The organism is Cognatilysobacter terrigena, from assembly GCF_004361065.1.
GTDB lineage: Bacteria > Pseudomonadota > Gammaproteobacteria > Xanthomonadales > Xanthomonadaceae > Cognatilysobacter > Cognatilysobacter terrigena.
The window spans coordinates 149,097-167,677 of sequence record NZ_SELT01000002.1 but is presented as its reverse complement, the minus strand read 5'-3'; the positions used below and the strand labels follow the sequence as shown (position 1 = coordinate 167,677).

Below are 18,581 nucleotides of genomic sequence, written 5' to 3'. Positions count from 1 at the left end.
TGTTCTGGAGAGGTGATTACTGGGAGAGGGAGACTTTTTCGGCGTCGCCGAAGAGGTCGCTGCCGGCAACGACGATGCGATCGCCCGGCTTGGCGCCATCGAGCAGTTCGACGGCGGAGATGCTGGTGGCGCCGACGCGGATCGGGCGCTTGGTCGCGCTACCGCCGTCGACGAAGTAGGCGTAGCGGCCGCCGCCGTTGTCGACGAACGGGCCGCGCTCGACCATCAGCACGTTCGGGCGCTCCTCGATCAGCACGCGCGCGGTGACGCGCTGGTTCTGGCGCAGGCCCGGCGGCTGCTTGCCGCCGGCGAAGCGCACGCGCGCCAGCACCTGACGATTCACGACTTCCGGGGAGATCGACGAGATCGTCGCGTCCGCGGTCGTCGCACCGACCTGCACCTGCGCGGTCATGCCGAGGCCGAGGTCTTCGGCGTACGTCTCGGGCACTTCCAGCTCGACTTCGAGCTTGGAGAGGTCGACGACGGTGAGCAGCGCGGCATTCGCCGGCACCACGGCGCGGTCGGCGACCAGCGTCGTGCCGATCACGCCGTCGATGGGCGAGCGCACGTTGAGTTCGTCGACCCGGCGCTGCGCTTCGGCGACGACGAGGCGCTGGCGCTGCGCTTCCTGCGCGCTGGTCTGCACGCTGTAACCGGCGCTCGTGCCCGTCAGCTGTGCCGCCTTGATCGCGTTCTGCGAGCGGATCTGCGCCGTCTTGAGCGCGTCCTGCGCGCGCAGGTAGTCGATCTCGGCGAGCGCACCGCCTCGGAACGCATGCTCGATGCGCTGGAGGTCGCGCTGCGCGGCGAGCAGGCCGATCTGCGCCTCGTCCGCTTCCTTGCGTGCATCCAGGCGCGAGCGCGACGCGGTGATGCGCGCCGTGCCGGTCTGCGCTTCGAGCTGCTGCAGCGTGGACTGCTCACGCGCGAGTTCGCTCTGCAGTTCGGGCGAGACCAGCCGTGCAATGACGTCACCCTTGGCGACCTTGTCGCCGGCGTGCTTCTCGAACACGACCGTCGAGGCCACCGGCGCGTACAGCGTCGGGCTCACCGCGGCGACCACACGGCCGTTGACCTGCGCGTCGCGCACCAGCGTGCCGCGGGTGACCTCGGCGATGCGCAGGCGCTGCACGTCGACCGAGCGCGAGCCGGTGAAGCGCGCGGCGACGCCGAAGGCGAGCACGAGCGCGACCGCGGCGGCACCCCCGACGAGGAGCAGGCGGCGCCGGCCGCGGCCGGGTTCGGTGGTGGAAACCTGCACGTCCTGTGCGGAGGTATCGCGGATGGCCATGGGCGGATGGGATGCTGAGGTTCTGAAGCGGCTTTAAGCACGCATCGTGCCAACCGCAACTCCTTGATCCGCAAGGGCGAAACCCAAACGGACGCCGTCCGCGGACACCGCCCGCGTCCGCCGGACGGACACCCGGCCGCTACACTAGGCGCCTTCTCGGAGGAGCTTCCCTATGTGCGGCATCGTCGGCGCGATCGCGGATCGCGATGTGGTTCCGGTCCTGATCGACGGCCTCAAGCGACTCGAGTACCGCGGCTACGACTCCGCCGGCATCGCCGTGATCGACGGGGACGACGTGCGCCGCGTGCGCCGCACCGGTCGCGTCGCCGAGATGGAGAACGCGGCCGCACAGGAGAACTTCCACGCGCGCCTCGGCATCGGCCACACGCGCTGGGCCACGCATGGCGGCGTCACCGAGACGAACGCGCATCCGCACATCTCGTTCGGCGAGCTCGCGGTGGTGCACAACGGCATCATCGAGAACCACGAGCAGCAGCGCGATCGCCTGCGCGCCGAAGGCTACGTGTTCGAGTCGCAGACCGACACCGAAGTCATCGCGCACCTCATCCATTTCCACCAGAAGCGCGGGCTCGACCTGCTCGCCGCGATGCAGACCGCGGTGCGCGAACTCGAAGGTGCCTACGCGATTGCCGTCGTGAGCAAGCGCGAGCCGGGTCACCTGGTCGCCGCGCGCATGGGCTGCCCACTGCTGGTCGGCCTCGGCGACGGCGAGAACTTCGTCGCCAGCGACGTCTCCGCGATCGTGCAGGCGACGCGCCGCGTGATCTTCCTCGACGAGGGCGACACCGCCGATGTCACGCGTGAGTCGGTGCGCATCTTCGACGCGAGCGGCACGCCCATCGAACGCGAGGTGCACGTCTCCGACGTGTCGCTGGCGTCGCTGGAACTCGGCCCGTACCGCCACTTCATGCAGAAGGAAATCCACGAGCAGCCGCGCGCGGTCGCCGACACCATCGAAGCGCTGATGGACGACGGCAAATTCACCGCGGAGCTGTTCGGCAAGGATGCGGGTGAGGTGCTGCGCGACGTCGAAGGCGTGCAGATCCTCGCCTGCGGCACCAGCTATTACGCGGGCCTGACCGCGCGCTACTGGATCGAGGCGATCTCCGGCCTGCCCTGCACCGTCGAGATCGCGAGCGAATACCGCTATCGCGACGTCTACGCGAATCCGAAGAATTTGATCGTCACGATTTCGCAGTCGGGCGAAACGCTCGACACGATGGAAGCGCTCAAGTACGCGAAGTCGCGCGGCCACGAGAAGACGCTGTCGATCTGCAACGTGCCGGAGAGCGCGATTCCGCGCGCCAGCAAGCTCGTCTACTACACGCGCGCCGGCGCCGAGATCGGCGTCGCATCGACCAAGGCGTTCACGACGCAGCTCGTCGCACTGTTCACCCTGACCTGCACGCTCGCCAAGCTGCAGGGCCGCCTCGACGGCGCGCAGGAGCTCGCCTACATCGAGGCCCTGCGCCAGCTGCCGGGCAGCGTGCAGCACGCGCTCAACCTCGAGCCGCAGATCGTCGCGTGGAGCGAGCGCTTCGCACCGAAGCAGCACGCGCTGTTCCTCGGCCGCGGCGTGCACTACCCGATCGCGCTCGAAGGCGCGCTCAAGCTCAAGGAAATCTCGTACATCCACGCCGAGGCGTATCCGGCGGGCGAGTTGAAGCACGGGCCGCTGGCGCTCGTCGACGAAGCGATGCCGGTCGTCGTCATCGCGCCGAACGATGCGCTGCTGGAGAAGGTGAAGTCCAACATCCAGGAAGTGCGGGCGCGCGGCGGCGAGATGTTCGTGTTCACGGACGCCGACAGCCGTTTCGGCGAATCCGAGCAGGTGCACGTGATCCGCACGCCGCGCCATGTGGGCGTGTTGTCGCCGATCGTTCACGCGATCCCGGTGCAGTTGCTGGCGTACCACGCGGCGCTCGCCCGCGGCACGGACGTCGACAAGCCGCGCAACCTCGCCAAGTCGGTGACCGTCGAGTAATCGCTCGCGGGGCTTGACCCTCACGCGACGTCAGCCCCGATGCTGGCGTCGACGGATGGAGCGATGTCGATGCGTCGTACGGTCAAGCAACTTGCAAAGGTGTCGGGCGTCAGCGTCCGCACCCTGAACCACTACCACGCGATCGGACTGCTCGCGCCGGCGGAAGTTGGCGCGAACGGATATCGCTGGTACGGGCAGGCGGAACTGCTGCGGTTGCAGCAGATCCTGTTCTTCCGCGAGCTCGGCTTCGAACTCGCGGCGATCGCCTCGGTGCTCGACGACCCGGCCTTCGACCTGCGCACAGCGCTGCTCGCGCATCGCACGCAGTTCGAGGAACGCCTCGGGCAGCTGCATCGCCTCATCCGCACCATCGACCACACGGTCGCCACCCTGGATGAGGACATCACAATGAACGACAAGGCATTGTTCGACGGCTTCGATGCCGAGAAGCAGGCCGCCTACGAGGCGGAGATCAAGACGACGTATGGCGAACATGGCGAGCGCGGCGTCGAACACGCGCGGCGCACGATGGCGTCGTGGAGCGACGACGACAAGGCGGGTTTCCTTGCCGATCTGCGCGAGATCGAAAGCGGGCTTGCGGATGCGATGGCCGCGGGCGATGCCGTTGATTCGCCGCGTGTCGAAACGCTGATCGCACGCCATCGCGACTGGGTGGGCCGCAGCTGGCCGCGTGCGCCCGATGCCGCCGCATATGCGGGCCTGGCCGACATGTACACCGGTCACCCGGATTTCGTCGCGCGTTACGACGCGATCCGCCCGGGTTTTGCCGAGTGGCTGGCGAGTGCGATGCGTGGGTACGCACGCAGTCGCCTGAGCTGATATCGCCTCAGCGGCCCTCGACCGACGGCATCGTGGCGAGGGCCTGCTTCAGGGCGTCGAACTCGATGCGCAGTACTGCAGGTTGCGTGTCGGCGCCGATGTCGCGTCGCGCACGCACATCCTCGGCGAGCGTTGCGAATGCCTCACGTGATTGCGCGATCGCCGCTGCTGCGAGCGGTGGTCGGTTGGCACCGGCGGACTCGCGCGACCACGCGATCGCCAGCACGCGGTAGGCCAACCGCTCCGCGGCCGCCACCACGGGCCACGCCTGTTCGGCGACGCGTCGTCGCGCCATCGAGCCGTTTATGCCTTCCTCGTACGCCTGCGCGAGTGCGAACGTCGAGCGCTGCAGGCGTGCGCGGGCCTGGCGCGCAGCGCGGCTGATGACGTCGCCGGCTTCGATGTGTTCGAGCACCGAGGCCGCGGCGTCGAGTACGTTCGCGACGAGCGTGGGCAGGCGTGCCGCGGTCGGTTTCGGCGGAATCAATGCATAGACGACGAGCGCGCACAGGCAGCCGATCGCCGTGTCGACGCCGCGGGCGACGAGATAACTACCGTGCGCGTCCGGATGACCGCTACTCGCAATCGTCAACGCGGACGCGGTGATGAAGATGCACGCGACCGCGTAATTGCGGACGACGAGCATCTCGATCGCGAACTGCAGCGCCATCGCCACCAGCGCGAGCACAAGCCCGTCGGGATGCAGCTTCAGGATCGCGGCGGCCAGGAGCAGGCCGATCCACGTGCCGAGTGATCGCTGCAACGCGCGCTGCAGCGTGCGCGTCCAGTCGTAGCCCATGTGCAGCATCAGCACGGCGGCGGCGACCGCCCAGTACGCACGCTCGAGGTGTGCACCGGTCGCCAGCGCACCGACGGCGATCGCACAAAGGCCGACGCGTGCGACGACGCGCCGCAACGGCGAGCCGGGACGCAGGCTGTCGCGCAAGGCGTCCATCGCATCGGGCCGCCCGGTCGGCACCGCGTCGCGTGGTGTGACCGGTACGTCGTCGAGATGCTGCAGGCGGCGATCGATCGCGTCGAGCCGTGCTCTCAGTGCGTCGGATGACGACTCGGGCTCCGCGGCCACCGCATCGGCGAACAGCGTATGCAGCTCGCGATTGAGCGTGCGCAGTCGGCCGACGGTGGCGTCGCCGCGCGAGCGTGCGGGCTGCTGCGCCACCAGCGCCGTCCAGGCCTGCTGCAGCGCCAGGGCCGCGCGACGGCGCGCACCGTCGGCGTCCGCGCCGTCGCGTGCATCGATGAACGCGGCGACTGCGCGCCGCGCCGTGTCCAGCGCTCGCCGTTCCGGCCCGTGTGGATCCAACAGCCCGCCCGCCATCTGCACGATCCATGCGAACGCGCCGCCGGCGAAGATCAGCGCCGCCGAATGCAACGGCGACAGGTGCGAGGCGCGCATCGCCGTGCCCGACGCGCAGGCCAGCACGATGATGTACGCGCCGGGCGGCCCGGTCTGCAGCGCGTTGCACAGCCACGTCGCCAGCGTCGCCGTAAGTGCGATAGACAGGATCGTGCTCCACACCGCGCCGCCGGCCGCAATGCCCACGCCGACGGCGAGCGCCTGCGCGAACGCGATCGACGCGAGCAGCCATGCACGACTGCGATACGGCCGGCCGCTGCCGTACAGCGCGGTGTAGCCGCCAATCGACGCCATCAACCCGGCGGCCATGTCGTGCGCGAGCCAGCCGGCGACGATCGGCAAGCCCGTGCACAACGCCGCCCGCGCCGAGAACCGCCAACGCTGCGGAGGCGGCGCCTGGCGCTGGAACAGGCTGCGAACGACCGTCTGCAGCGGGCGATGGCTCGGGCCGGACATGGTGCGTGGTCGGGCGGCGGAGCGCCCATGCTAGGCAGCCGTGCGCTCGTCGGCCGTCAATGGCGTCGGCGGACGCATAACGCCTACGCCGCTACCCTTCGCCGATCGTTCCGGAGACCGCCATGACCGCATCGTTTCCCCGTCGCACCCTGGGCCAGGGCCTGACCGTTTCGGCGATTGGCCTGGGCTGCATGGGCATGTCCGACTTCTACGGCCCCAGCGAGGAGGCGGCCAATCTCGCGGTGCTGAACCACGCGCTCGACCGCGGCATCAATTTCTTCGACACCGCCGACATGTACGGCGTCGGCGAGAACGAGAAGCTGCTGTCGAAGGTACTGAAGACGCGGCGCGACGACGTCGTGCTCGCGACCAAGTTCGGCAACGTGCGCGCGTCCGACGGCCGCATGCTGCGCATCGACGGTTCGCCGCAGTACGTCGCCGAAGCCTGCGACGCGAGCCTGAGGCGTCTCGGCGTCGAGACGATCGATCTGTACTACCAGCATCGTGTCGATCCCACCGTGCCGATTGAGGACACCGTCGGCGCGATGGCGCGACTGGTGGACGCCGGCAAGGTGCGACATCTCGGCCTGTCCGAAGCGTCGGCGGCGACGATCCGTCGCGCGCAAGCCGTGCATCCGATCAGTGCGCTGCAGAGCGAGTACTCGTTGTGGTCGCGCGATGTCGAGGCCGAGATCCTGCCGACCTGCCGCGAACTCGGCATCGGTTTCGTGCCGTATAGCCCGCTCGGTCGCGGCTTCCTCACCGGCGCGTTGCCGCCCGCGCAGGGCCTTGCGGAGAACGATACCCGCCGCAACCATCCACGTTTCCAGCATGCGAACGCCGAACGCAACCAGGCGCTGGTCGACGCGGTGAAGGAACTCGCCGCCGCGCGCGGCTGCACGCCTGCGCAGCTCGCGCTCGCCTGGCTGCTCGCGCAGGGCGAGGACATCGTGCCGATTCCCGGCACGCGCAAGATCGAGCGTCTCGACGAGAACGCGCAGGCCGCGTACATCACGCTCGACGCGAACGAGGTTGCGCGCATCGACGCGGTGCTCGATGCCCACCCGGTGTCGGGCACGCGCTACCCGGCGGATGGGATGACGAAGGTGAACCTGTGAATCCGGCGCGGCGCGCGCTTCGTATCATGCGTGTCGCTTCCGAGGATCCCCATGCCCGCCACGTCGAACGACATCCATTCGCAGGTCCTCGCGCACCTCACGCATGGCGGCGGTAGCGGTACCGACGACACCGTCTTCCGACAGGCCGTAATGGCAGCGCGCGACGGGGTCGTCATCGCACGTGTCGTACCGGGCGCGCCCGAGCATCCGATCATCTTCGCGAACCCGGCGTTCGAGCGGCTCACCGGCTATTCGTCCGACGAGATCCTCGGCCGCGATTGCCGGTTCCTGCAGGGCGACGATCACGACCAGGCCGGGATCGACGAACTTCGCCGCGCGATCGATCGCGGCGATTCCTGCCTGGTCGTGCTTCGCAACTATCGCAAGGACGGCTCGATGTTCTGGAACGAGCTCAGCCTTGCGCCGATGCGCGGGCCCGACGGGCGCGTGTGGCGGTACGTCGGCATCCAGAAGGACGTCAGCAACCGCATGACGTGAGCGTCAGTGGAAATCGCGCGAACTCGTCGACAGGCCACCGAGCAGCGCGTCGAGATTCTCGAGCCGGTCCGCGATGAGGTGTTGCACGCCGTCACCGGCCTCCATGTGACCGCGCACGAGAAGAAGTCGCGAGCCGAGCAGCGCGCGGCGGTCGCGATCGGCAATGCGTTTCCAAACCACGACGTTGGTGAGCCCGTCCTCGTCCTCCAGCGTCAGGAACGTCACGCCGCTGGCGGTACTCGGCCGCTGGCGCAACGTGACGATGCCGGCGAAGGACACCCGGGTGTCGTTCGGCAGTGCCCTCAGGTCGCGCGAACGCCGTAACCCGCGTTTGGCCAACGTCGTGCGCAGCAGCGACAGCGGGTGCCGGCCCAGCGTGAGACCGAGCGTCGCGTAATCGGTGCGGATGTCTTCTTCGACGCTCGGCAGCGGCAGCGCCACGCGCGCTTCCTGCGCGCTCACGGTTTCGTCGAGCAGCGGCGTCTTCGATTCCACGCCACTCATCAGCCAGCGCGCCTTGTGCCGATGGCCCAGCAGGCCACGCAGCGCACCGGCATCGGCGAGCACGTTGCGCTCGCGCATGTTGAGCGACGCACGCTTGCAGAGGTCGGCCGCGTCGGTGAACGGCCGCTCCTTGCGGGCGGCGACGACGCGATGCGCGCAGGCTTCGTTGAAGCCGTCGACCATGCGCAACCCCAGGCGCAACGCAGGCTGCTGGGTGAGATCGTCCGGCGCACCGCGGAACTCGAGCGTGCAGTCCCAGTCGCTATAGCGGATGTCGACAGGCCGCACGTCGAGGCCGTGGCGACGCAGGTCCTGCACGATCTGGCTGGGCGAGTAGAAGCCCATCGGCTGCGAATTCAGCAGGCCGGCGGCGAACGCGGTGGGCTCGTGGCATTTGAGCCACGCGCTCTGCCAGCACAGCAGCGCGAAACTGGCGGCGTGGGATTCGGGAAAGCCGTAGCTGCCGAAGCCCTTGATCTGTTCGAAGATCTTCGCCGCGAACTCCTCGTCGTAACCGTTCGAAAGCAGGCCCTGCGTCAGCCGGACGCGGTGCTCTTCCATGCGGCCGTTGCGTTTCCATGCCGCCATCGCACGGCGCAGGTCGTCGGCTTCCGCAGGCGAATACTTCGCGGCCTTCATGGCGATCTGCATGACCTGTTCCTGGAAGAGCGGAACGCCCAGAGTGCGCTCGAGAATTTCCTTGAGTTCGGGTTTGACGTAACTGACCGGCTCACGTCCCATTCGTCGCTGCAGATAGGGCTTGACCATGTCGCCTTGGATCGGGCCGGGTCGCACGATCGCGATCTGGATGACGAGGTCGTAGAACTTTTCCGGCTTCAGCCGCGGCGCCATCGTCATCTGCGCTCGCGATTCGATCTGGAACACGCCGATGCTGTCGCCCGCCTGGATCATCTCGAACACCTTCCGGCCCGCCTCCGACCGGTGATCGCAGCGCGCGATGGACGCCATCGAGATTGTTCGACGTCCGCTGTCGCGCAGCACGTCGAATGTCTTGCGGATGCAGGTGAGCATGCCGAGCGCGAGGCAGTCGACCTTGAGCATGCCCATGTACTCGATGTCGTCCTTGTCCCATTGCACGACGGTGCGGTCGTCCATCGCGGCGTTTTCGACCGGCACGATGGTGGCGAGGTCGTGCTCCGAGATCAGGAAGCCGCCCGGATGCTGCGACAGATGGCGCGGCATGCCGACGAGTTCGCTGGTGAGTTCGACGAGCTTTCGCATCAGCAGCGTGTCGGGGTCGAAGCCGTTCTCGCGCAGGTACGCGGGCAGTGGCGCTTCGGAGCTCCAGCGATCGAGCGTCTTCGCGAGCTCGCCGACCTGGTCTTCCGGCAGGCCGAGCGCGCGGCCGACATCACGCACTGCGCTGCGCCCTCGATACGAGATCACCACCGTCGCCAACGCGGCGCGCCGGCGTCCGTAGTAGTTGAAGACGTACTGCAATACCTCCTCGCGACGTTCGTGCTCGAAGTCGACGTCGATATCCGGCGGCTCGTTCTTGCGGTTCTCGGAGATGAAGCGTTCGAACAGCAGGTTCGATTGACCGGGCCGTAGCTCGGTGATGCCGAGCGCGTAGCAGACGGCAGAGTTGGCCGCCGAACCGCGTCCTTGGCAGAGGATCTTCCGCACGCGCGCAAAGCGGACGACGTCGTAGACGGTCAGGAAGAACTTCTCGAAGCCGAGCTTCTCGATCAGCTCGAGTTCTTTCTCGATCTGCGATTCGGTGGCCCGCCGATGCGCGTCCTCAGGCGGCAGCGCCTTCCAGCGCCGGCGGATACCGATCTTCACCAGCTGGCGCAGCCACGTCGTCGGCGTATGCCACGACGGCACCAGCTCGCGCGGATATTCGTACTGGTGATCGCGCTTGAGATGGAACGTGCAGCGCGCGGCGATCGCGAGCGTCTCGTCGAGCATGTCCTGCGGATAGATCGCGGACAGGATCGCGCGGCTGCGCAGGTGCCTCTCGCCGTTGGGGAACAGCGCATAGCCGGCATCTTTTAATATGGTGCGTAGGCGGATCGCCGTCATGACGTCCTGCAGCTCACGCCGACTGCGCGCGTGCATGTGCACGTCGCTACTGGCGACGCAGCGCAGGCCGAGCGTGCGCGCCGCATCGCGCAGGACGCGGATGCGCGCGGCGTCATTCGGGCCGCAATGCAGTTCCACCGCCATCCAGCATCGCGACGGAAAACGGTCGGCGAGCCAGCGCCCCTGCTCGAGGTCGGGCGTGTCGCCGGGCAGCCAGAGTGCGAGCAGGCCCTCGAGCGGGCGATCGAAATCGCTGGCGAGCAAGCGGTAGGCGCCCTTCTCCGCGCGACGCCGCGCATCAGTGATCAGGCCGCAGAGCGCGGTGTAGCCCGCCTTCGATTCGACCAGCAATACGCAGTGCGGGCCGTCTTCGATGCGCATCTCGCTGCCGACGATCAAGGGCAGCTCGAATTTCTCCGACGCCATGAGCGCCCGCACGATGCCCGCGAGCGTGCATTCGTCGGTGATCGCGAGCGCCGTGTAGCCCTGCTCCTTCGCACGCGCGAACAGCTCGTTCGCGGTCGAGGCACCGCGCTGGAAACTGAAGTCCGACAGGCAATGCAGTTCGGCATAGTCCGGCGGCGCGTCGTCGTTGGCCGCGCGCATCACGCGAACCATCCGTGCAGCACGAACGGCGGTACGGGGTCGCCATAGCGTCGCAGCGGCCGGTACACCCAGGCGCGCTGGCCGTGCAGCGTCTCGACGATGTAGTAGTCGCGACGCACGTCGCCGCCGTCCCACCAGCCGGCTTCGATGCGCTCCGGCCCGGCGATGAGCTGCGCGATCGGCTCGCGCAACGGTTGCGGGCCGGGCAGCAACCAGCCGGGACGCGGCAGCACGGGCGGCTGTCGCGGCATCGTCGACAGCGCGTTGTCGGCCACGCGCTCGGGGCGATGGTCCGCATTCCAGCCGAGATCCTGCACCGCGGCGTCGCCCAGGCGCGCGCGCAGGCGTTCGCGCAGCTGCGTCCACGGCATGCCCTGCTGTGCACGGGTGTCGAACAGATCGCGCGCGGCCGGCACGAAGCGCGGCAGTTCGCGTGCTTCGAGTCGCACTGCGCGCACAGGCGCAGGCAACGCAGCCTGTTCGACGCGACCACGCGCGAGTTCGAACAGCATCGCCGCATCGCGCTCGGGTGCGAGCAGGCCGACGCGCACCTCGCTCGGCGGCAGGAACTCGTGCTCCATCCACAGCGAGAAGCGCTGCACGCCGTCGTCGCGACTCACGAGGAACGCGGCGAGATCGGCCGTCAGTCGACGCACCGGAAACAGCAGCGCCAGGCTCGATTCGATCTCCGCATCGAATTCCATGCGCGCTTCGAAACGATCCGGCGGCTGGTACATGGTCAGCGGGCCCGCACCGCCACGCAGGCGGTCGAGGCATCGGAGCAGCGCAGGCGGAAACCGCTTGTTCAACGAGGCGCGCGGCAACGCGAGCACCTGCCCGAGCTTGCGCAGGCCCATGCGCGAGAACGCCTGCGCCATGTCGGGCGACAGGCCCGCCCGCTCGATCGGCACGTCACCGAGCGCACGATCGAGATCGCGTTCGCCGACCGCCAACCCGTCATGCACGTTCGCGAGCACGCGCGCGGCATGCGGGTTCGGTGCAGCGACGATGCGATGCCGGACCCGCTGCGCACGCAATCCTTCGCGCAGGCGCATCTCGAAACGCGGCCACTCGCCGAACAGTCGACGGCTGCGCCGCACCTCGAGCACGATCGCATGCGGCAGATCGAGGCTCACCTGCGAACTGAACCCGTACGCCCATGCCGCGATGCGCTCGCGCGTGCGTTCGACCTTCTCCGCATCGAGCACCACGAACCGGCACGCGCCGCCGATCGCCTGCGCGGCGGCAAGCGTCATCCCGGGGCGCAGGCCCTGCTGGCGTGCGGACGGGCTGACGGCATACAGCACGCGACATGCGGGTGCGCCGTCGAGCACCGCCGTCGGAGTGTCGGGGTCTTCGGCATCGCGCAGGACGTCGTCGAGCGCGAGCTGCGGCAGGAACAGGCAGGCCCAGTCCATCGCCGGCTCATTGCAACGCGCGTGGAAACGGAACGGGATACGGCGGCGGATTCGCGCCCCGGCACTTGAGCACGCGGATCTGCCGCGGCGCGCTTTCGACGGCCAACCGCAATGGCGCGGGCGACGGATTGCGCGCGGCCTGCAACGGACGGATCGCGACGCCGCGACAGCGCCCGCTCTCCGCCCCCACCTGCAGGCGCCTCAACGGACGATCGTCGCCCGCGATCTGCGGCCAGCACAGCACCGCCGCACACGCGCCGGAGCGCATGCATTGCTCGGCCGCCCACACTGCATCGCGCGATGCCGCGCGCACGACGTGCAGGCGATCGAGCCGCACGCCCGCGGCATGCCAGGCCGGTGCAAACGGGATGTAGGGCGGCGCGACGAGCACGACCGCCGCGTCCTGCGACGCCTCCGCGAGCATCGGCCACAGCAGCTCCAGTTCGCCGATGCCGTCGCTCGCGACCAGCACCTCGTTGAGCCCGGCCGCGATCCAGCCCTGCCCCGGCAGTACGGCGTCGAGTGCCGCGAACCCCGTCGAGACGCCGTCCCGCGGCGATGCGACCGGCGCGCGGCCGCGCCAGATCGGGCGTTCGCGCAACAGGCGATCCAGCGCGTGCACCTCCCCCATCGGCCCGTCCGGCACGGCATTCGACGGTATGAGGAGGTGAGGCGTGGCCATTCTGTTAGCAATATTACTAACAGAGCAGCCGTAGCCGGGATGCCGCCGGTCGTCTCAGGGGCGTCTGGAATCCGCCGAGGCGTCGCAAGCATGTCGGCGACGCATCGCAACGGCCGAGACCGCCTGCGCAATACGGCGATCCGCACGCAGTCGCGTTCGTCGTGCTCGATCGCGCGATGCTGGCGTCCACCTGCATCGGACACCGCCATGCGCCCCTTCGACCTGCAATGCATCGACCACGTCGTCCTGCGCGTCGCCGACACCGCGCGCAGCGTGCGCTTCTATCGCGACGTGCTCGGCTGCACGATCGCGCGCGAGCGTCCCGATCTCGGCCTCACCCATCTGCGCGCCGGCGCATCGATGATCGATCTCGTCGACATCGCGGGAAAACTCGGTGCGCGCGGCGGCGAGGCCGCGGGCGACACGCGCCGCAACGTCGATCACATCGCGCTGCGCATCGAACCGTTCGACGACGTCGCGATCCGCGCGCATCTCGCCGCGCACGGCGTCGACGTGCTGGAACCGACATCCGACAACTTCGGCGCCGAAGGCGACGGGCCGTCGCTGTACCTGCACGACCCCGACGGGAATACGATCGAACTCAAGGGCCCTGCGCGATAGCGACGATGCGACTCGAAGCGATCCACGCCGACATCACCACGCTGCACGTCGACGCGATCGTCAATGCGGCGAATACGAGCCTGCTCGGCGGTGGCGGCGTCGACGGCGCGATCCACCGCGCGGCGGGACCCGGCCTGGTCGAGGAGTGCCGACGCATCGGTCGCTGTCCCGTCGGCGAAGCGCGCATCACCGGCGGCCACCGCTTGCCTGCGCGGCATGTCGTGCATACCGTCGGCCCCGTCTGGCGCGGCGGCGATGCAGGCGAGCCCGCTTCGCTCGAATCCTGCTATCGCAACAGCCTCGCGCTTGCCGATGCCGCCGACTGCGCGTCCGTCGCGTTCCCGTGCATCAGCACCGGCGTCTACGGTTATCCGCTCGAACCCGCGGCGACGATCGCGGTGCGTACCGTGTCGAGCTTCGACGCTGCGCGCATCGAACGCGTCGTGTTCTGCTGCTTTTCCGTGGGCGATCTCGCCGTCTACGAACGCCTGCTCGCTGCTTCCGCATAAGCCTGCGCGTCACGACCACGAACCGTTCTGCGCGTGTTCGACGTTTGCGCGCGGCTACAAACAAAAACGCCGGCACGAAGCCGGCGTTTTCGATGAAGCGATGTCGCAAAACCTCAGTGCTTGAGGTTCTTGCGCAGGCGCTCCAGCGCCGACAGCTGCGCGATCGACATCGCGAGCTGGTTCTGCGCTTCCTCGAGCGACATCTTCGGATCCTTCTGCGCGAGGATGCGCTCGGCTTCGTCCTTCGCCGCACGCACCGCCGCCTCGTCGATGTCCTCGGCGCGGATCGCGGTATCGGCGAGCACGGTCACGACGCTCGGCTGCACTTCGAGAATGCCGCCGGAGATCGCGAAGTCGAGCTTCTCGCCGCCCGGCAGCGTCACGACGACCTTGCCCGGCTTCAGGCGGGTGATCAGCGGCGCGTGCTTCGGCGCGATGCCGAGTTCGCCGAGCTCGCCGGTCGCGACGACCATTTCGGCGTCGCCGTGGAAGATCTCCTGCTCGGCGCTGACGATGTCGCAACGGATGGTGGATGCCATGGTGTTCTCGCTTGATTCGGAAGACGGCGGCGCCGACTCACATCGACGCCGCTTCGATCAGTCGGCTCAGCCGGCGATCTTCTTGGCCTTCTCGACCGCTTCCTCGATGCCGCCGACCATGTAGAACGCCTGCTCCGGCAGGTGGTCGTACTCGCCTTCGACGATGCCCTTGAAGCCGCGGATCGTGTCCTTCAGCGCGACGTACTTGCCCGGCGAACCGGTGAAGACTTCCGCGACGTGGAACGGCTGCGAGAAGAAGCGCTCGATCTTGCGGGCGCGCGACACGGCCTGCTTGTCTTCTTCCGAGAGCTCGTCCATGCCGAGGATCGCGATGATGTCCTTGAGCTCCTTGTACTTCTGGAGCGTCGCCTGGACCTTGCGCGCGACGTCGTAGTGCTCGGTGCCGATCACGTTGGGATCGAGCTGGCGTGAGGTCGAGTCGAGCGGGTCGACCGCCGGGTAGATGCCCAGCGAGGCGATGTTTCGCGACAGCACGACGGTGGCGTCGAGGTGGGCGAAGGTCGTCGCCGGCGACGGGTCGGTCAGGTCGTCCGCGGGGACGTAGACGGCCTGGATCGAGGTGATCGAACCGGTCTTGGTCGAGGTGATGCGCTCCTGCAGAACGCCCATTTCCTCGGCCAGCGTCGGCTGGTAACCGACGGCCGACGGCATGCGGCCGAGCAGCGCCGACACTTCGGTACCGGCCAGCGTGTAGCGGTAGATGTTGTCGACGAACAACAGCACGTCACGACCCTTGCCGGTGGCCGGGTCCTTGTCGTCGCGGAAGTACTCGGCCATCGTCAGGCCGGTGAGCGCGACGCGCAGGCGGTTGCCCGGCGGCTCGTTCATCTGGCCGTACACCATCGCGACCTTGTCGAGGACGTTCGAGTCCTTCATCTCGTGGTAGAAGTCGTTGCCCTCGCGGGTACGCTCGCCCACGCCGGCGAACACGGACAGACCCGAGTGCGCCTTCGCGATGTTGTTGATGAGTTCCATCATGTTGACGGTCTTGCCGACGCCGGCGCCGCCGAACAGGCCGACCTTGCCGCCCTTCGCGAACGGGCACATCAGGTCGATGACCTTGATGCCGGTTTCGAGCAGGTCGGTCGCCGAGGACTGGTCTTCATACGACGGCGCGGCGCGATGGATTTCCCAGTGATCGGTCGCCTGCACCGGGCCGGCTTCGTCGATCGGCGTGCCGAGCACGTCCATGATGCGACCCAGCGTGCCCGTGCCGACCGGCACCGCGATCGCGCGGCCGGTGTTGTTGGCGACGAGGCCGCGCTTCAGGCCGTCCGTCGAGCCAAGCGCGATGGCGCGCACGACGCCGTCGCCGAGCTGCTGCTGGACTTCGAGCGTGATCGCCGTGCCGTCGACCTTCAGCGCGTCGTACACGCGCGGCACTGCATCGCGCGGGAATTCGACGTCGACGACCGCGCCGATGATCTGGACGATGGTGCCCGTGGTGCTGGGAGAGACCTGAGCGTTCATGGGTTGTTTCCTGTGTAAATCGATTCGTTGATGCGAGCGCGAACGACGCGCTCAGCGAAGGTCAGACCGCGGCGGCGCCGCCGACGATCTCCGAGATTTCCTGGGTGATCGCGGCCTGGCGGGCCTTGTTGTAGACGAGGTTGAGCGTGCCGATCAGCTTGGTCGCGTTGTCGCTCGCGGCCTTCATCGCGACCATGCGCGCCGCATGCTCCGACGCCACGTTCTCGAGCACGGCCTGGTAGACCAGCGACTCGATGTAGCGCGACAGCACGTGGTTCAGCACCGTCGGCGCGTCGGGTTCGTAGATGTAGTCCCAGTCGTGCTGCGCGACCTTCGTCGTCGACGCCGGCAGCGGCAGAAGCTGGTCGAACGTCGCGACCTGCGCCATCGTGTTGACGAAGTGGTTGTAGCAGACGAACACGCGGTCGACCTGCCCGGCCTCGTACGCGTCGAGCACCACCTTAACCACGCCGACGACCTGCTCGAGCTTCGGCACGTCACCGAGGTGCGTGACCGACGCGATCATGTTGACCTTGAGGCGGCGGAAGAACACCGACGCCTTCTGGCCGATCGTGACGACGTCGATCTCGACGCCCTGCTCGTGCCAGCGGCGGAACTCGCCGACCAGCTTGCGGAACATGTTGTTGTTGAGGCCGCCGGCGAGGCCGCGATCGCTCGAGACGATCACGTAGGCCACGCGCTTTACGTCCTTGCGCTCGACCATGTACGGATGCTGGTAGTCGCCGCTCGCCTGCGCGAGGTGGCCGATCACCTGCTTCATGACCCGCGCGTACGGACGCGAGGTCTTCATGCGGTCCTGCGCCTTGCGGATCTTCGAGGCGGAGACCATTTCAAGCGCGCGCGTCACCTTGCGGGTGTTCTGCACGCTCTTGATCTTCGATTTGATTTCGCGTCCGCCTGCCATCTCTCGCTCGCTTCTGTGCTGCTACCGGGGATCGGGCGCGTGTGACCGCGCCCGTTCGACCGCTGGGATTACCAGCTGCCCGTCTGCTTGAACTCTTCGATCACCTGCTTGAAGGTGTTCTCGATCGCGTCGTCCCACGCGCCCGTCTGCGTGATGCGGTTCGACAGCTCGCCCTGCGTGTTGACGAAGTGCGAGTGCAGGCCGGCTTCGAACGCACCGATCTTCGAGACCGGCACGTCGTCCATGTAGCCCTTGTCGACCGCGTAGATCGACAGCGCCTGCAGCGCGATCGGCAGCGGGGCGTACTGCTTCTGCTTCATCAGCTCGGTGACGCGCTGGCCGCGCTCGAGCTGCTTGCGGGTCGCTTCATCGAGGTCCGACGCGAACTGCGCGAACGCCGCGAGCTCGCGGTACTGGGCGAGCGCGATACGGATGCCGCCCGACAGCTTCTTGATGATCTTGGTCTGCGCGGCGCCACCGACGCGCGACACCGAAATACCCGCGTTCACGGCCGGACGGATACCGGCGTTGAACAGATCGGTCTCGAGGAAGATCTGGCCGTCGGTGATCGAGATGACGTTCGTCGGGACGAACGCGGACACGTCGCCCGCCTGCGTCTCGATGATCGGCAGCGCGGTCAGCGAACCGGTCTGGCCCTTGACCTCACCGTTGGTGAACTTCTCGACGTACTCCTCCGACACGCGCGAGGCGCGCTCGAGCAGGCGGGAGTGCAGGTAGAACACGTCGCCCGGATACGCTTCGCGGCCCGGCGGACGGCGCAGCAGCAGCGAGATCTGGCGGTAGGCGACGGCGTGCTTGGACAGGTCGTCGTAAATGATCAGCGCGTCCTGGCCGCGGTCGAGGAAGTACTCGCCCATGGCACAACCGGCGTACGGCGCGATGTACTGCATCGCGGCCGATTCCGAGGCCGTGGCGGCGACGACGATCGTGTGCGCGAGCGCGCCCTGCTCTTCGAGGCGACGCACGACGTTCGCAACGGTCGAGTTCTTCTGGCCGATCGCGACGTAGATGCACTTAATGCCGGTGCCCTTCTGCGCGATGATCGCGTCGACGGCCATCGCGGTCTTGCCGGTCTGGCGGTCGCCGATGATCAGCTCGCGCTGGCCGCGGCCGATCGGGATCATGGCGTCGACCGACTTGTAACCGGTCTGCACCGGCTGATCGACCGACTTACGCCAGATGACGCCCGGCGCGACGCGCTCGACCGGCGCCGACAGCGTGGTGCCCAGCGGGCCCTTGCCATCGATCGGCTCACCCAGTGCGTTGAGCACGCGGCCGAGAAGCTGGTCGCCGATCGGCACCTGCAGGATGCGGCCGGTGGTCTTGGCCACCGCGCCTTCGCGCAGGTGCTCGTAGTCGCCGAGGACGACGGCGCCGACCGAGTCGCGCTCGAGGTTCAGCGCGAGCGCGAACGTGTTGCCCGGCAGCTCGATCATTTCGCCCTGCATCACGTCGGCCAGGCCGAAGATGCGGACGATGCCGTCGGAGACCGACGTGACCGTGCCTTCGTTGCGGGCTTCGGCGGCCAGACCGACCTGCTCGATGCGGGTCTTGATCAGTTCGCTGATTTCGGACGGGTTGAGCGTGTTCTGCATGGGAGTTTCCCTGGTTCCGACGCGGACGCCGGGAGTAG

General features: G+C 67.9%; 15 protein-coding genes. 6 read left to right on the top strand and 9 right to left on the bottom strand.

Translation table 11 applies throughout. The features are described from left to right. Positions 1-16: 16 nt before the first annotated feature. Entirely contained in the window at positions 17-1,291 is a 1,275-nt protein-coding gene (locus tag EVS83_RS02615; RefSeq protein WP_133499303.1) for an efflux RND transporter periplasmic adaptor subunit, read from the bottom strand. A gap of 172 nt (positions 1,292-1,463) precedes the next feature. Here EVS83_RS02615 and glmS point away from each other — a divergent pair, with 172 nt between their 5' ends. Next, complete coding sequence (gene glmS, locus EVS83_RS02610; protein WP_133499301.1) at positions 1,464-3,296, top strand: glutamine--fructose-6-phosphate transaminase (isomerizing); 1,833 nt, start codon at positions 1,464-1,466, stop codon at positions 3,294-3,296. Between the two features lie 69 nt (positions 3,297-3,365). Further along, positions 3,366-4,136 carry a MerR family transcriptional regulator gene (locus tag EVS83_RS02605; RefSeq protein ID WP_166636770.1) on the top strand — a complete coding sequence of 257 codons (771 nt, stop codon included), beginning with the start codon at positions 3,366-3,368 and terminating at the stop codon, positions 4,134-4,136. Between the two features lie 7 nt (positions 4,137-4,143). Here EVS83_RS02605 and EVS83_RS02600 read toward each other — a convergent pair whose 3' ends face one another. Continuing rightward, a complete protein-coding gene (locus EVS83_RS02600; protein ID WP_133499296.1) occupies positions 4,144-5,970 on the bottom strand; it encodes an FUSC family protein in 1,827 nt (608 codons plus the stop codon). A gap of 122 nt (positions 5,971-6,092) precedes the next feature. Between EVS83_RS02600 and EVS83_RS02595 the strand changes: the two genes are divergently transcribed. After that, the gene (locus tag EVS83_RS02595; protein WP_133499294.1) at positions 6,093-7,088 is read left to right on the top strand and encodes an aldo/keto reductase; all 996 of its coding nucleotides are present in this window, start codon (positions 6,093-6,095) and stop codon (positions 7,086-7,088) included. Positions 7,089-7,139: 51 nt separating this feature from the next. After that, entirely contained in the window at positions 7,140-7,586 is a 447-nt protein-coding gene (locus EVS83_RS02590; protein WP_166636769.1) for a PAS domain-containing protein, read from the top strand. Between the two features lie 3 nt (positions 7,587-7,589). On the opposite strand, the gene EVS83_RS02585 is transcribed toward EVS83_RS02590, so the two are convergent. Genes EVS83_RS02585 through imuA form a run of 3 tightly spaced genes read right to left on the bottom strand, consistent with a single transcriptional unit; the run spans position 7,590 to position 12,791 of the window. Then, on the bottom strand, positions 7,590-10,742 hold the full coding sequence (locus EVS83_RS02585; protein ID WP_133499292.1) for an error-prone DNA polymerase: 3,153 nt from the start codon (positions 10,740-10,742) through the stop codon (positions 7,590-7,592). After that, positions 10,742-12,160: a Y-family DNA polymerase gene (locus EVS83_RS02580; RefSeq protein WP_133499290.1), complete on the bottom strand. Its 1,419-nt coding sequence runs from the start codon at positions 12,158-12,160 to the stop codon at positions 10,742-10,744. The genes EVS83_RS02585 and EVS83_RS02580 overlap by 1 nt, the downstream gene beginning before the upstream one ends. Before the next feature lie 7 nt (positions 12,161-12,167). Continuing rightward, the gene (gene imuA / locus EVS83_RS02575; protein ID WP_133499288.1) at positions 12,168-12,791 is read right to left on the bottom strand and encodes a translesion DNA synthesis-associated protein ImuA; all 624 of its coding nucleotides are present in this window, start codon (positions 12,789-12,791) and stop codon (positions 12,168-12,170) included. Between the two features lie 258 nt (positions 12,792-13,049). On the opposite strand from imuA, the gene EVS83_RS02570 reads away from it, so the two are divergent. Together EVS83_RS02570 and EVS83_RS02565 are read left to right on the top strand one after the other, a co-directional pair. Then, the gene (locus tag EVS83_RS02570; protein WP_133499286.1) at positions 13,050-13,463 is read left to right on the top strand and encodes a VOC family protein; all 414 of its coding nucleotides are present in this window, start codon (positions 13,050-13,052) and stop codon (positions 13,461-13,463) included. 5 nt (positions 13,464-13,468) lie between these two features. Beyond that, positions 13,469-13,972 (top strand): O-acetyl-ADP-ribose deacetylase, encoded by a 504-nt coding sequence (locus EVS83_RS02565; RefSeq protein ID WP_133499284.1) that lies wholly within the window; start codon positions 13,469-13,471, stop codon positions 13,970-13,972. Positions 13,973-14,085: 113 nt separating this feature from the next. Here EVS83_RS02565 and EVS83_RS02560 read toward each other — a convergent pair whose 3' ends face one another. The 4 genes from EVS83_RS02560 to atpA form a co-directional block, all read right to left on the bottom strand. Beyond that, the gene (locus EVS83_RS02560) at positions 14,086-14,511 is read right to left on the bottom strand and encodes a F0F1 ATP synthase subunit epsilon (protein ID WP_133499282.1); all 426 of its coding nucleotides are present in this window, start codon (positions 14,509-14,511) and stop codon (positions 14,086-14,088) included. Between the two features lie 66 nt (positions 14,512-14,577). Beyond that, positions 14,578-16,002, bottom strand: a complete 1,425-nt coding sequence (gene atpD, locus EVS83_RS02555) for a F0F1 ATP synthase subunit beta (RefSeq protein WP_133499280.1) — start codon at positions 16,000-16,002, stop codon at positions 14,578-14,580. Positions 16,003-16,063: 61 nt separating this feature from the next. Then, a complete protein-coding gene (atpG, locus tag EVS83_RS02550; RefSeq protein ID WP_133499278.1) occupies positions 16,064-16,927 on the bottom strand; it encodes a F0F1 ATP synthase subunit gamma in 864 nt (287 codons plus the stop codon). Between the two features lie 68 nt (positions 16,928-16,995). After that, positions 16,996-18,543 carry a F0F1 ATP synthase subunit alpha gene (atpA, locus tag EVS83_RS02545; RefSeq protein ID WP_133499276.1) on the bottom strand — a complete coding sequence of 516 codons (1,548 nt, stop codon included), beginning with the start codon at positions 18,541-18,543 and terminating at the stop codon, positions 16,996-16,998. Positions 18,544-18,581: the final 38 nt, after the last annotated feature.